This window comes from Jannaschia donghaensis (assembly GCF_001403795.1).
Classification (GTDB): domain Bacteria; phylum Pseudomonadota; class Alphaproteobacteria; order Rhodobacterales; family Rhodobacteraceae; genus Jannaschia; species Jannaschia donghaensis.
The window spans coordinates 770,931-784,890 of sequence record NZ_CXSU01000012.1 but is presented as its reverse complement, the minus strand read 5'-3'; the positions used below and the strand labels follow the sequence as shown (position 1 = coordinate 784,890).

Genomic DNA, 13,960 nt, shown 5'->3' with positions numbered 1-13,960 from the left:
TCGATGCGAAACCCCTCGACACCGGCCCCGCATAGGTTAGGTCAAGCGCCATGTCCGATCCCCAGCTTCGCACCGATTTCGTTCACGCCATGAGCCGCGCCGCCGCGACTGTCAGCGTCGTCACCACCGATGGGCCCGCGGGCCGCGCTGGCGTGACCGTATCTGCGATGACCAGCGTGTCTGCCGACGGCGATGCACCGACGATCCTGATCTGCGTCAACAAGGGTGCGTCCGCGTCAGACCCGATCCTGTCGAACGGGCATTTTGCCGTGAATGTGTTGGGCCAGCATCAGCAGGATGTGGCGGATGTCTTCGCCAGCCGTGCCGAGGCGCCGGGCGGCGACAGGTTCGCGGTCGGGTCCTGGGGCACACTCGCGACGGGTGCCCCGGTGCTGGAGGCGCTGGCGTCGTTCGATTGCGACGTGCAATCGGCCGAACTTGTGGGCACGCATCACGTCATAATCGGGTCGGTGCGCGCGGTGCAGGTTTCAGAAGACGGCACGCCGCTGATCTATGGGATGCGCGCGTATCTGCGGACCCATCCCGCCTGACATCACGCGCGCAGGGCGTTCCACCCAAGGCGCAGACGGCTGAGCGCGGGGTTGATCTGCGGTGTCTGGCCCGGGTGATCGGCAAAGGCGCGCAGTCGAACGCGCGTATCGCTCAGCACCAGAAGGACGGGCCGTGCGGATTTCGCGATCCCGGCGGCTTTGGCCCGGTCCAGCGCCGCCAGCCCGATGGTCGCCAAGCCCGAAATCATGTCATGCGGCTCACCGGGCGGAAGAGGATTGCGCGCCTTGTCTACAAGGTCGGGCACGGCCGAAAGGAAGCTAGCCAGCCCCTGCGCCAGACCGGCATCCCGGATTGCAGGCGCGTCGGTCGCCCCCGCCAATCGCGCCGCCGTCCACAAAAGCGTGCCTGCCGTCCGGTCGATGTAGCGGGTCAGATCATCCGTGGACGCGGGCGGCGTCCCTTCGATATCGGCCCGTCGCGCCTCCACCAGGTCATCAAGGTCGCGTGCGCCCCGCCCATCCAGGATCGCGGCAAGGGGCGTCACGACTTCATGCCGCCGAACCTGGCCGCCATTCGCGATTTCACCCAACGCGTCGCGCCACCATTGCAGGCGCATCTCGGCGATCAACGGCTCCTTCGTGACCCATGGCGCGCGGGCGACTTCCAGGTTGAAAGCATAGAGCGGGAAGAGCATGCGGCGCAGCGCCACAGGGGTCGCCATGACGGCGCGAAACCGCTCCGGGTCGCCGCGTTGCACCTGTGCGGCGCAGGCCGTGATATCGTCGTGCATTTCCATGACGGGCAACCTAGTCCGCCTGACACAGCTTCCAGCGCACGGCGTCCAGAAGGGCCTCGAAACTTGCATCGACGATGTTCGGGCTGACCCCGACGGTGGACCAACGGCGGCCCGCATCGTCTTCGTGGTCGATGATGACGCGGGTCACGGCCTCGGTCCCTCCCTGCATGATGCGTACGCGGAAATCCTTGAGCCGCATGTCGGAAATGCGGTCCTGCAACGGCCCCAGATCCTTGGCAAGCGCCTTGGACAGCGCGTTGACCGGCCCGCGATCGGACCCGGTCTCGTCCATGCTTTCTGAGACGGACAGCCGTTTTTCGCCGTCGACCTTCACGACCACGACCGCCTCGGACACGGTGACCATCCGGTCGTATTTGTTCTTCCGCCGCTCCACCGTGACGCGGTAGCGCTTGACCTCGAACGGCTCCGTCAACAGACCCAATTCGGCCCGCGCAATCAATTCGAAGCTGGCGGCGGCCACGTCGTAGGCATAGCCCGCATCCTCCCGTTCTTTGACGATATCCAGGATGCGACGCAGCTGCGCGTCCGATCCTGTCAGCCCCAGATCGTCCAACCGTTTTCGCAGGTTCGACAGACCGGCCTGATTGCTCATCGGGACGATCCGGGCGTTGCCCACCGCGTCGGGCGGCACGTGTTCATAGGTCGTCGGGTCCTTGAGGATCGCGCTGGCGTGCAACCCGGCCTTATGCGCAAAAGCCGAAGCGCCGACATAGGCGGCCTCTCGGCGCGGCACGCGGTTCAGAATGTCGTCCAGACGTCGGGAGACCTTCATAAGCGACGGCAGGTTTTCCGCATCGATCCCGGTCGCATATCGGCTGGCATACGGCTCCTTGAGCAGCAAAGTCGGAATCAGGGCCGTCAGGTTCGCGTTGCCGCAACGTTCCCCCAGACCGTTGAGCGTACCCTGGATCTGCCGGGCCCCGGCATCGACGGCGGCCAGCGATCCGGCGACGGCTTGTTCAGTGTCGTTATGCGTGTGGATTCCAAGGTGGTCGCCGGGGACGCCAGATGCGATGACCGCCCGTACGATTTCGGCGATGCGGGTCGGCATGGTGCCGCCGTTGGTGTCGCACAGGACAATCCAGCGGGCCCCGGCGTCTCGCGCCGCGTGGGCACAGGCCAGCGCATAAGCGGGATCTTCGTCGTAGCCATCGAAGAAATGTTCGCAGTCGAACAAAGCCTCTTTTCCTTGTTTCACAAGGTGTTCGACGGAGACCTTGATGTTATCGAGGTTGGCTTCCAGCGTCACGCCCAACGCTGTGCGCACATGGAACGGATGGGTTTTGCCAACCAGACAAACGGCCGGTGTGCCCGCGTTGACGACGGCGGCGAGCACATCATCGTTTTCGGCCGACCGGCCCGTCCGTTTCGTCATTCCGAACGCCGTCATCGTCGCCGACGTCTTGGGTGCCGCAGCGAAGAAATCACTGTCCGTCGGGTTGGCGCCGGGCCAGCCGCCTTCGATATGATCGACGCCCAGATCGTCGAGCATCCGCGCGATTTCCACCTTCTCGGCGGCCGAAAACAGCACGCCCTGCGTCTGCTGCCCGTCGCGCAGCGTCGTGTCGTAGAGGTAGAGGCGTTCGGTCATGTGGACGTACTATCCATGGGTGATCTACGGGTGATCCATGGGTGATCTACGTCGGACGCGTTTGTGATCACACCAACCCCTCCAGCTTGGCGGGGTCGAAACCGGGACCGGCTTCCCACCCCCTGCCCTTGCCATCCGTCACCACGACGCCCGCCGCCACCAGCCCGTCACGCAATGCATCGGCGCGCGCCCAGTCCTTGTCGGCGCGCGCGGTCACGCGGGCGGCCAAAACGGCTTCGACCACAGCCTCATCGCCGCCGTCCGCCCAGGCCCCCATGTCGTCTTCCAGAAGGCCCAGCAGAGCCGCGGACGCCTTGAGCGTCGCGCCGTCGCCGGCCTTGGCGATGCGGTGCAGCTCCGCGATGGCACCCGGCGCATTCAGATCGTCGCGAAGTGCGTCGAGCACGGCTTGATCCGGCGCGCCTCCGTCCGCGGCGATGCTGCGCCATTTGCGCAAGGTCGCCACCGCCTCCGCCGCCTTCCGATCGGTCCAGTCCATCGGTTTGGAATAATGCGTCGATAGAAACACGAAGCGGATGACCTCGCCCGGCACCCCTTTGTCCAACACGTCGCGCACGGTGAAGAAGTTGCCCAGGGACTTGGACATCTTGCGCCCTTCGACCAGCAGCATTTCGTTGTGCAGCCAGACCGATGCGAAACCGGCGTCGGGGTCCGCGCAGCAGCTTTGCGCCCGCTCGTTCTCGTGATGCGGGAACATCAGGTCGTTGCCGCCGCCGTGGATATCGAAAGATGGGCCCAACAGCGCCTTGGCCATGGCCGAGCATTCGATGTGCCAGCCGGGGCGACCGTAGCCCAGGCTCGTCTCCCACCCCGGTTCATCCTCGTCCGACGGCTTCCAGAGGACGAAATCCATCGGATCGCGCTTGTAAGGCGCGACCTCCACCCGTGCGCCCGCGATCATGTCGTCGGTGCTGCGCCCCGACAGCGCGCCGTAACCGTCGTAGGACGAAACGGAAAACAGCGCGTGACCGTCGGCGCGGTAGGCATGACCGGACGCGATCAGCCCCTCGATCATCTCGACCATCTGGGCGATGTAATCGGTCGCGCGGGGCATACGGGTCGGCGTGAGCGTCCCGAGAGCGGCCATATCGTCGAGGAACCACTTTGTCGTGCGCGCCGTGAGATCGGCGATGTCTTCGCCACTTTCGGCAGCGCGGGCGATGATCTTGTCGTCCACATCGGTGAAATTGCGAACGTAGGTCACGTGATCCGCCCCGTGGTCGTGGCGCAGCAGTCGGAACAGCAGATCGAACAGGATCACGTTGCGCGCGTTGCCAAGATGCGCGCGGTCATAGACGGTCGGGCCGCAGAGGTAGAGACGGATGTTCGTCGGATCCAGCGGCGTGACATCCTCGACCCCGCGGGTCAGGGAGTTGCGCAGGCGCAGCGTGGGTGCGGATTGGGTCATGGGCGCATCTCCTGTCGGTGGCGGGAGGAGGCTGCGGCAAGGCACGGCAGGCTCCAGGCCCGCCGAAATTCATTCAGCGGGTCGGGTTCGTGCAGATAATGCAGATCGCGGTACCCATGGCGGCGGCGTAGCATGGCGGATTGTCCCTGCCAAGGGCGCGCTTGGTTGACACCGGGATCCGCCGGACGACTGACTGCGCCCGACACATTCGAAGGAATCGACCCATGACCGACTTTCGCGCCCTGCACCGCCCCGGCTCGCCGTTCATCCTGGCCAATGCCTGGGACGTCGGATCGGCCCGGATGCTCCGGGCCCTCGGGGCGCAGGCCATCGCCACATCCTCTGCCGGGTATGCCTTTACTAGGGGTCTGCCCGACGGCGGTCGCGTTCCACGCTCCGAGGCGATTGCCCATGCGAAAGACCTGGCCCATCACCTGAAGTGCCCCGTGTCCGCCGATCTGGAAGACGGATACGGCCCCGAGCCGTCGGACGCGGGCGATACGGTGGCGGAGGCGGCGCGGGCCGGTCTGGCCGGATGCTGCATCGAGGATGTGGCGGCCGATGGCAGCGCTTATGGGCTGGAGGTCAGTGTCGCGCGGGTGGCGGCGGCGGTGGCCGAGGCGCGCCGGGCCAGCCACGATTTCGTCTTCACCGCCCGCGCCGACGGCGTGATGACCGGTGCCTATGATCTGGAGGAAGCAATCGCGCGCATCCGCGCCTTCGCCGCCGCCGGGGCCGACGTCCTGTATGTTCCGATGCCAGAGACGATCGAAGGCCTGGCGCGCATCTGCGCCAGCGTGGACGCGCCGGTCAATGCGCTGGCCGCCGGTCCCTGGACCCAGACGACGCGCGCCGAATTCGCCGAGGCCGGTGTCGCGCGCATCTCGCTCGGGTCGGCCCTGGCACGGGCGACGCACCAGACGATCCGCGATGCGGGCCAAGCGATGTTCGGGTCCGGAGACTTCACCAATCTTGGCGGAATCGGCAGCGGCGAAGTTGACGGCTACCTGGAGGACGGCGCGAAATAGGCGCGGAGTCTTCTGGTCTCAAAGACCTCAGTACGCGAGGCAGCGCTACGCTCCTCTCCGCATCGAGCACCGAAGTTCCGGTCTAGGCGCGGGCGTCGCGCGCCAGTTGCTCGATCCCGGCCCAGTCGCCCGCCTGCATCATGTCCTTGGGCGCGACCCAGCTGCCGCCGACGCAGATGACATTCGGCAACTTCAAATAGTCGTCCTTGTTCGACATGCTCACGCCACCCGTCGGGCAGAATGTGATCTGCGGGATCGGCGCGCCGATGCCTTTGAGCGCCGGCGCGCCGCCGCTTGCTTCGGCGGGAAAGAACTTGAGCATGTCGTAGCCCTTTTCCAGCAGGATCATCGCCTCGGTCGCCGTCGCGGCACCGGGCAACAGCGGCAGGTCTTCGTCGATGCAGGCCTGGATAAGCGTGTCGGTCGCACCGGGCGAGACGCCGAAAGTGGCCCCGGCGGCCTTGGCGGCCTTGACGTCGGCGGGCGTCAGGAGCGTTCCCGCCCCGACGTGGCCCCCGCGCACTTCGGCCATCGCGCGGATACAATCGAGCGCCGCGGGCGTGCGCAGCGTGACTTCCAGCGCGGGCAGCCCCCCGGCGACCAGTGCCTCGGCCAACGGTGCGGCATGAGCCACGTCTTCGAGCACGAGAACGGGGATGACGGGAGCCAAAGCCGCAAGATCGCGGGCGGCCTTGGATTGGTCGTTGGGGGTCATGGCGGTGCCTCTGGCGAGTGTCGGATTTCGATATTTATGGAACGACGAGCGTCAGACGACCACCCCCGCCCCCTGATCCGAGCGCCCGGCGGTGGCGCGGAACAGCGAGAAGAGTTCGCGGCCCAGCCCATGTTCGTTCGCCGACAGATCGGGGTGGGTGACGGTGCGGTCTTCAACGCCGTCCGCCAGCACGTCGAGAATTCCGCCGGCAGCATCGACGCGGATCACATCGCCGTCGGCTACCTTGCCGATCAAACCGCCGTCCAACGCCTCGGGGGCGACGTGGATCGCGGCGGGCACCTTGCCGGACGCACCGGACATGCGCCCGTCGGTCACCAGCGCGACCTTGTGGCCCCGCCCCAGAAGGATGGTGAGGACCGGCGTCAACCCGTGTAGTTCCGGCATCCCATTGGCCTTGGGGCCCTGATACCGGACGACGATCACGGTGTCCTGATCCAGTTCCCCGGCCTTAAAGGCGGCCTTGACCGCATCCTGCGTGTGGAAAACGCGCGCCGGGGCCTCGACGACGTGATGCTCCGGCGCGACGGCGGAAATCTTCATCACGCCAAGGCCCAGATTGCCGTGCACCTGTTTCAGCCCGCCGGTGGTGGAGAATGCTGCGTCAGGTGCTTTCAGGATCTTGTCGTTCAGGCTTTCGGTCGGGCCGGGATGCCACGCGATCCGCCCGTCTTCCAGCTTGGGTTCGGTCGCATAGGACGACAGCCCCTGCCCCGCGACAGTTGCCACATCGTCATGCAGAAGCCCCGCGTCCAGCAGGCGGCCGATCATGAAGGGCAACCCACCAGCGGCGTGGAAGTGGTTCACGTCCGCCAGACCGTTCGGATAGACCCGTGCCATCAGGGGCGTGGCGTCGGAGATGGCGTCGAAGTCGGCGCAGGTCAGGATCACGCCCGACGCGCGGGCCATGGCGATGAGGTGCAGCACGAGGTTCGTGGACCCGCCCGTTGCCATCAGGCCGACCAGGCCGTTGACGTAGGCCTTTTCGTCCAGCACGTCGCAAATCGGGGTGAAAGCATTGCCAAGGCCCGTGATTTCGGTCGCGCGCACGGCCGCCGCATCGGTCAGCGCGTCGCGCAGCGGCGTGCCGGGGTTGATGAAGGAGGCACCCGGCAGGTGCAGGCCCATGAACTCCATCAGCATCTGGTTGGAATTGGCAGTGCCGTAGAACGTGCAGGTGCCCGGCCCGTGGTAGCTGGCCATTTCGGCCTTCATCAACTCGGCCCGGTCAATCTTGCCTTCGGCGAATTCGCGGCGCACGCGGGCCTTTTCATCGTTCGGCAATCCGCTCGTCATCGGGCCGGCGGGCACGAAAATACCCGGCAAATAGCCGTAGGTGGCAGCGGCGATCACCAAACCCGGCACGATCTTGTCGCAGATCCCGAGGTAGAGCGCAGAATCGAAAGTGTTGTGCGACAGGCCGACGGCGGCGGCCAGTGCGATCACGTCACGGGAAAAGAGGCTCAGCTCCATCCCCTGCTGGCCCTGCGTGACGCCGTCGCACATGGCGGGAACCCCGCCTGCGATCTGCGCCGTCGCACCCACGGCGCGGGCGGCGGCCTTGATGCGGTCGGGGTAATCCTTGAAGGGCTGATGCGCCGATAGCATGTCATTGTAAGCAGTGATGATCCCGATATTTGGCGCGCGATCGGCGACCAGATCGCCCTTGGCTTCGCCCATCGCGGCATAGGCATGGGCCTGGTTGCCGCAATCGAGGTGCGCGCGGCGCGGACCCTGCTGCGCCTGACCGTGCATACGCTCCAGATAGGCGCTCCGGCTCTGGTGCGAGCGTTCGCGAATTCGGTCGGTGATGGCGTCTATTCGGCTATCCAGCGGCATATCTGATCCTCCTAGTGCACTACATGACCCGTTAGCGCTAACGGTTCAAGAGCAGATCACGACGGAACGGGTTGCGCCCGGAACTTTTTGAACCGTGGCCCCCTGAGGCGGACAGACGAGGCCGTCGCGGGCGAAATTGAAACGATGAAGATTTTTGCCATCCGTCCCTCTGACGCCGATGCGTTGTTGCCGCTGGTTCAATCCCTGGCAGCGCATCATGACGACGTCCCGGCGGCCACGGCGCATACCCTTGCCCGCGATCTGGCCGACGGTTGGATCTGGGGGTTCGGCGCGGGCGATCCGATGGACGGGTATGTCCTGCTGATCCCGCACGCGCAGGCCCAGCAAGGCGTACGCGGCGCAGATCTCCATCATGTCTTCGTGCGACCGCGCGCCCGCCGGCAGGGTCTTGCCCGCCGCCTGATCGCCGCGGCGGAAGCGGACGCACGAGATCGGGGATGCGCCTATGTCGTCATCGGCGCACATGTCGGCAACGAGGCCGCCCGAGACACCTATGTTGCACTCGACTACGCGTGGACTGCCCCGACATTTTGGCGCTTCCGCAAACGGCTTTGACGGGCGTCATATCATCGGTTTGGACAATTCGACCTCGTCCCCGTTCCGCACGGCAATATAAAAACAGCTGCGCCGGTTGGTGTGGCACGCCGGTCCCGTCTGATCGACACGCGCCAGCAGGCAATCCCGGTCGCAATCGACGCGCAGATCGATCAGTTTTTGGACATGGCCCGACGTCTCCCCCTTGATCCAGAACGCCTGACGTGAGCGCGACCAATATGTGACGCGGCCCGACTTCAGGGTGCGCGCGACGGCGTCGGCGTTCATCCAAGCCATCATCAACACCTCCCCCGTGGCATAATCCTGTGCGATGCAGGGGATCAAGCCAGCGGCGTCATATCGCAGGGTCGCAGGGTCAAAGCTCATCAGGCGCACCTTTGCATCCGGGGTTGCGAACGCTACCTAAGGATCAGACGGTGACGAGGAAAGCCCGATGTCCGACAGCGACCTGATCAAGCTCTATTCCGGACGCATCCTGGCGCTGGCCGCCGACATGCCGATGACCGACCCGCTTGCCGCGCCGCAGGTCACGGTCAAGAAACGGTCGCCGCTGTGCGGATCGACGGTCACGGTTTCGCTGGATCTGGAGGACGGACGGATCGTGCGGTATTCGCAGGACGTGAAGGCCTGCGCCTTGGGCCAAGCGTCGGCCGCAGTATCGGGGGCCGCCATGACCGGGCGCGACATGACCGAGGTGCGCGTCGCGCGCGACCAGTTGCGCGCGATGCTGAAGGCGGACGGTCCCGTCCCGGATGCGCCGTTCGAGGCGCTTGAGGTGCTGACGCCCGCGCGCGAATTCAAGAACCGTCACGCCTCCATCCTGTTGGCGCTGGACGCGACGGTGGACGCGATGGAACAGGTGGGCGCGTCGGAATTAACGGGCGGGTAATCTGTTCGTCGTAAGCCGTGGGGGCCCGCGCTTTCGGAATGGACATGACCGCTCACACCCGCCCGATACCAACCAGATCGACCCCGCCACGACGCAGCCTTGCAGAAGATATCGCGCCGTTGGGGTATCTAGTGGCCGATCTTGCGGCCTTCGTGGACGGGATCGACGGCAACGCGCAGGCCAACCTGGATCAGATCGCGACGTTGCGGTCGGTGTCCGACGATTTCTCCAACGCGATTGCCGCCTTGCGCGACGGGTTCGGTGACCTGAGCAAGACGGCCCGCGCGACCGAAGATTCAGCTGCGGCACGATTGGACTCTATCCGCGAGAACGGAGCCCGCTATCAAAACCTCTCCGAATGGGGGGCCGGGATCGGACCGCGCACCGAAGTTCTGGAAGGTGTGCTCAAGGAAATCGTGGCGTCCAATACGGACATCGCGCGGATTGCTCGGCAGGTTAACATCTTGGCGGTGAATGCATCCATCGAAGCGGCGCGCGCGGGCGAGGCCGGTAAGGGATTCGCCGTCGTGGCGGAGGCGGTGAACGACTTGTCGCGCAAGACGTCGACTGCGGCCAACGGCATACGGACGGCGATCGAATCGCTCGGCAACTGGACCAGGACCATGCGCGACGACAGCCGACGACTGGCCCCGGAATTCGAACGGGGGCTTGAGACGGCGACGATGACCAGCACGACCGTCGGAACCATTGCGGCGGAGATGGCCGCCGCACGCAAGCGGATCGACGCGATGGACGGCGCGGTGAGAATCTTGGCCCAGGCCGATACGGAAGTCGGCGGCATTTGCGACGTTATCGAGGGCGGAGCCAGGCAGACCGCACGCGGCGTGGGCGACGCGCGGACCCGCGCCGCGCACATGATGGACCGGTGCGAGAGGCTGTTGCAGCGCAGTGCCGAGGTGGAACAGGACGGACCCGACGCCCCGATGATCGCCCATGCCCAGGCCGTGGCTCAAAGCATAGCGGAGGCTTTCGAGAACGGTCTGACTTCGGGCGCGATTACGATGGAGGCCTTGTTCGACACCGATCACCGCCCCCTGCCCGGCACCAACCCGCAGCAGCACATGGCCAAACACCTGCAATTCACCGATCGGGTCGTACCCCCGATCATCGAAGCGGCGCTGGATATGGACGAACGGATCGTCTTCACCTGCCCGTGCGACCGGACGGGCTATATCGGTACGCACAATCGCAAGTTTTCCCGCCCCCAAGGTTTGGACGCAGAGGCGAATGCGGCGTTTTCGCGCAATCGCCGCATCTTCGACGATCGCACGGGGCGGCAGGCGGGGGCAAACCGCGCGCCGTTTCTGATGCAGGTCTATCGACGCGACATGGGACAGCAGGGGATGGTGATGATGAAGGATATCTCCGCCCCAATCGTCGTGCGCGGGCGTCATTGGGGCGGTTTGCGCATGGGCTATCGTAACGAACCGGCGACATAAAAAAACCGCCGCACTCCGTTGGGCGGAGGCGGCGGCGAAGTGGCATATTTGCCTCGTCGGGCAGTGACCGGCGTCCGGGGAAGAACGGGACGGTCGGGTCACACGCCAAGGGGACGAAGGCGTGGACCGCCACATCTGCGCGAGGGGGAGGCGCGGAGTGGCATGACGAAACAGAAATATGCAGGCAGTAACGGTGGAAACACTGCGGCCAACGCCGCTGTAACGGTCGCGCCGATCAGGCGACGAGTGTGGGAAGGTGCAGCAAGCTCAGCATCAGGGTCACCAGCCAAATACCGCCAAGGATGTCGGTCAGAGGGGCGTTTTCGATGCGGGTCAGAGTGTTCTTGATCTTGCGGGCCATCGTTGGGACCTCCTGTGCTGCTGCTCTTGTTGTTCTTTTGTTCTCATATCGGAACCCGTCTGTAAAGAACTTTATTAGAACATTCGTGAACAAACCTGATTTGTTCTTCTGACTGATATCAGCCGACGGACAAAAGACGCAGAGCGCGGTCCTGTTCCGTCAGCCACAGCAACAGCCGCGCGGCCTGACCCCGTGTGCCCTTCAACTCCGGGTCCTTGGCCAGCAGAGCGCGGGCGTCCGTACTGGCCAACTCCATCAGGGCCGCGTGCCGCTCCAGATCGGCGATGCGAAAACGCGGAAGCCCCGATTGCGCCGTGCCGATCACGTCGCCCGCCCCCCGCAGCGCCAGATCCTCCTCCGAGATGCGAAACCCGTCCTCGCTCTCGCGCAGAATGCGCAGCCGCGCTTCCGCTGTCTCGCCCAAGGGGGCCTTGTACATCAGCAGGCAGGTCGAGGCGGCGGCCCCCCGTCCGACCCGGCCACGCAACTGGTGAAGCTGCGCCAAGCCAAAGGTCTCCGCCCGCTCAATCACCATGATCGACGCATTGGGGACATCGACGCCCACTTCGATCACCGTGGTCGCCACCAGGATCTTGGTACGTCCGGCGACGAAATCCGCCATTGCCGCATCCTTCTGCGCAGGTGGCATCTGCCCGTGGACCAAGCCCACGACGCCGTCCCCCAGCGCCGCGCGCAGCGACCGGAACCGTTCCTCTGCGGACGTGGTGTCGACGACTTCGGATTCTTCGACCAATGGGCAAACCCAATAGGCTTGCCGCCCTTCAGCCACCGCCGCGCGCATCTTGGCGACGACATCCTCCATTCGGCTGACCGGCACGGTTGCCGTTTGGACGGGCGTCCGGCCGGGCGGTTTTTCGTCCAATACGCTCAGATCCATGTCGCCGTATTGGGTCAGCGCCAGCGACCGCGGAATCGGCGTCGCCGTCATGACCAGAACATCCGTCGTCACAGCCTTTTCGCCCAGCAGCATCCGCTGTCGAACGCCAAAGCGATGCTGTTCGTCGATGACGGCGAGGCGCAGGTCGGCAAAGAAGACATCGCGCTGAAATACCGCGTGCGTACCAACGAGGATCTGGATGTCTCCGCGTGCCAGCGCCGCCCGCTTGGCCTCCCGCTCCTTGCCCTTGTCGCGACCGGTCAGAATTTCCAGCACCACACCCGCGGCATCGGCCAGCGGACGCAAACCGGCCGCATGCTGCCGCGCCAGAATCTCGGTCGGGGCCATCAGCACACCCTGCCCCCCCGCCTCGACCGCCGTCAGCAGTGACATGAGCGCCACAAGCGTCTTGCCGGACCCGACATCGCCCTGAAGCAGGCGGTTCATCCGATGCGGCGCGGCCAGGTCGGCCGCGATCTCCTCGACCGCGCGCTGCTGGGCCCCGGTGGGTCGGTATGGCAGCGCGTCGAGAACCCTGCGCCGCAGCCGTCCGTCGCCGACCGTGGCAACCCCCTTCCGCCGCCGCTCACTGGACCGGGCCAGGGCCAGCGTCACCTGGTGGGCGAACAACTCGTCATAGGCGAGCCTCTGGCGATGCGTCATCGCGGGCGACAGATCGCGCGGATCCTCCGGGTGATGAGCCTGACGCAAGGCGTCGCCGAAGGCGGGCCAATCCCGTTCGATCATCAACTGCGGATCGATCCATTCGGCCATCTCGGGCACCCGCGACAGGGCGGCATCGACCGCGCGCCGCATCAGCTTGGCCGTGATTCCCGCCGTTAGCGGATACACCGGTTCGAACGCCGGCAGGGTCTCGCCCTCGGCCAGAACGTAGTCGGGATGCGCCATCTGCGCGACACCGTCGTAAAGCTCCACCTTGCCGGACAAGATACGGCGCTGCCCAGTCGGAAGAGCTCGCCCATGCAGATCCGCAGATCCCCGAAAGAACACGACCTGAAACGTGGTCCGCGCATCCTCCACCTCGATCCGGTAAGGGCGCCCACGTGTCGACGGCGCGATATGATGGCCCACAGTGACCGGCACGGTGACGACATCGGGCAGTGTCGCATCCAATACGGATGCGACGGGCGTTCGATCGATGCCCCCCGTCGGCAAGGTGAAGACCAGATCCTTCGGTGTCGCCACAGCCATATTCGCGAGCAGCTTCGCCGTCTTCGGGCCGATACCCGGAAGGGTTTCAAGGCCTGCGAAGATCGGGAAAAGAGGTTCGGGCCGGCCCGTCACGGCGCGCCGATCAAGGCAAGCCATGTCTCCTCGTCCATCGTTTCCACCCCCAGATCGGCGGCCTTGGTCGCCTTGGAGCCCGCGCCCGGTCCCGCGATCAAGATGTCCGTCTTGACGGAAACGGAGCCGGAGACCTTGGCACCCAGCGCCTCGGCCCGGGCCTTGGCCTCTGCACGGGTCATTTTTTCGAGCGTTCCACTGAAGACCACGGTCTTGCCCGAGACGGGGCTGGCGTCGGCGACCGCTTCGAGCGGGGCCGGGTCCAACTGCTCCATCAACGCATTGATGGCCCGCCGTTCCTGCGGGGCAGAAAGCGCGTCGCAAAGGGCGAGGGCCAATGTCGCGCCGATGCCGTCGATCCCGGTCAATTCGTCCCAAGCGCCTTGCGCCGCTTCGGCCACGGCATCCCAAATCGGGGCGCGTACCTCGGTCAATCGTGCGCGACGCCCTTCGGCGGCGGCGGCGGCCCGTTCCGCCGCAACCGCAGCTTCGGCCCGGCGGTGGGCCTCGGCGGCGGGTAC

Annotated in this window: 14 protein-coding genes; 5 read left to right on the top strand and 9 right to left on the bottom strand. The window is 65.6% G+C overall.

Translation table 11 applies throughout. The annotated features are described in order from the left end of the window. Window positions 1-50 precede the first annotated feature (50 nt). Window positions 51-551, top strand: a complete 501-nt coding sequence (locus JDO7802_RS13055) for a flavin reductase family protein (protein ID WP_055086250.1) — start codon at window positions 51-53, stop codon at window positions 549-551. Between the two features lie 2 nt (window positions 552-553). Here the strand turns inward: JDO7802_RS13055 and JDO7802_RS13050 are convergent, their stop codons facing one another. From JDO7802_RS13050 to cysS, 3 genes are all read right to left on the bottom strand, one after another. Beyond that, window positions 554-1,303 carry a squalene/phytoene synthase family protein gene (locus JDO7802_RS13050; RefSeq protein WP_187298139.1) on the bottom strand — a complete coding sequence of 250 codons (750 nt, stop codon included), beginning with the start codon at window positions 1,301-1,303 and terminating at the stop codon, window positions 554-556. A 16-nt stretch (window positions 1,304-1,319) separates the two neighbouring features. Continuing rightward, window positions 1,320-2,921, bottom strand: coding sequence for a citramalate synthase (cimA, locus tag JDO7802_RS13045; protein WP_055086247.1), 1,602 nt, complete (start codon window positions 2,919-2,921; stop codon window positions 1,320-1,322). A 67-nt stretch (window positions 2,922-2,988) separates the two neighbouring features. After that, window positions 2,989-4,350, bottom strand: a complete 1,362-nt coding sequence (cysS, locus tag JDO7802_RS13040) for a cysteine--tRNA ligase (protein ID WP_055086245.1) — start codon at window positions 4,348-4,350, stop codon at window positions 2,989-2,991. Window positions 4,351-4,574: 224 nt separating this feature from the next. Between cysS and JDO7802_RS13035 the strand changes: the two genes are divergently transcribed. After that, on the top strand, window positions 4,575-5,378 hold the full coding sequence (locus JDO7802_RS13035) for an isocitrate lyase/PEP mutase family protein (RefSeq protein ID WP_055086242.1): 804 nt from the start codon (window positions 4,575-4,577) through the stop codon (window positions 5,376-5,378). Window positions 5,379-5,460: 82 nt separating this feature from the next. Here JDO7802_RS13035 and eda read toward each other — a convergent pair whose 3' ends face one another. Together eda and edd are read right to left on the bottom strand one after the other, a co-directional pair. Continuing rightward, window positions 5,461-6,093, bottom strand: coding sequence for a bifunctional 4-hydroxy-2-oxoglutarate aldolase/2-dehydro-3-deoxy-phosphogluconate aldolase (gene eda, locus JDO7802_RS13030; protein ID WP_055086240.1), 633 nt, complete (start codon window positions 6,091-6,093; stop codon window positions 5,461-5,463). 51 nt (window positions 6,094-6,144) lie between these two features. After that, window positions 6,145-7,950, bottom strand: a complete 1,806-nt coding sequence (gene edd / locus JDO7802_RS13025) for a phosphogluconate dehydratase (RefSeq protein ID WP_055086237.1) — start codon at window positions 7,948-7,950, stop codon at window positions 6,145-6,147. Window positions 7,951-8,094: 144 nt separating this feature from the next. On the opposite strand from edd, the gene JDO7802_RS18850 reads away from it, so the two are divergent. Then, window positions 8,095-8,526, top strand: a complete 432-nt coding sequence (locus tag JDO7802_RS18850; protein WP_055086235.1) for a GNAT family N-acetyltransferase — start codon at window positions 8,095-8,097, stop codon at window positions 8,524-8,526. A gap of 6 nt (window positions 8,527-8,532) precedes the next feature. Here JDO7802_RS18850 and hisI read toward each other — a convergent pair whose 3' ends face one another. After that, window positions 8,533-8,892, bottom strand: a complete 360-nt coding sequence (hisI, locus tag JDO7802_RS13015) for a phosphoribosyl-AMP cyclohydrolase (RefSeq protein ID WP_055086233.1) — start codon at window positions 8,890-8,892, stop codon at window positions 8,533-8,535. A gap of 67 nt (window positions 8,893-8,959) precedes the next feature. Here hisI and JDO7802_RS13010 point away from each other — a divergent pair, with 67 nt between their 5' ends. After that, entirely contained in the window at window positions 8,960-9,415 is a 456-nt protein-coding gene (locus JDO7802_RS13010; RefSeq protein ID WP_055086231.1) for an iron-sulfur cluster assembly scaffold protein, read from the top strand. A gap of 131 nt (window positions 9,416-9,546) precedes the next feature. After that, the gene (locus tag JDO7802_RS13005; protein WP_055086229.1) at window positions 9,547-10,875 is read left to right on the top strand and encodes a methyl-accepting chemotaxis protein; all 1,329 of its coding nucleotides are present in this window, start codon (window positions 9,547-9,549) and stop codon (window positions 10,873-10,875) included. Window positions 10,876-11,110: 235 nt separating this feature from the next. Here the strand turns inward: JDO7802_RS13005 and JDO7802_RS18715 are convergent, their stop codons facing one another. From JDO7802_RS18715 to JDO7802_RS18540, 3 genes are all read right to left on the bottom strand, one after another. Next, on the bottom strand, window positions 11,111-11,236 hold the full coding sequence (locus JDO7802_RS18715) for a hypothetical protein (protein WP_275934858.1): 126 nt from the start codon (window positions 11,234-11,236) through the stop codon (window positions 11,111-11,113). A 118-nt stretch (window positions 11,237-11,354) separates the two neighbouring features. Continuing rightward, a complete protein-coding gene (gene recG / locus JDO7802_RS13000) occupies window positions 11,355-13,439 on the bottom strand; it encodes an ATP-dependent DNA helicase RecG (protein WP_055087245.1) in 2,085 nt (694 codons plus the stop codon). Beyond that, a partial coding sequence (locus tag JDO7802_RS18540) for a BRCT domain-containing protein (protein WP_306455363.1) occupies window positions 13,436-13,960 on the bottom strand: 525 nt, incomplete at its 5' end. The genes JDO7802_RS18540 and recG, both read right to left, overlap by 4 nt.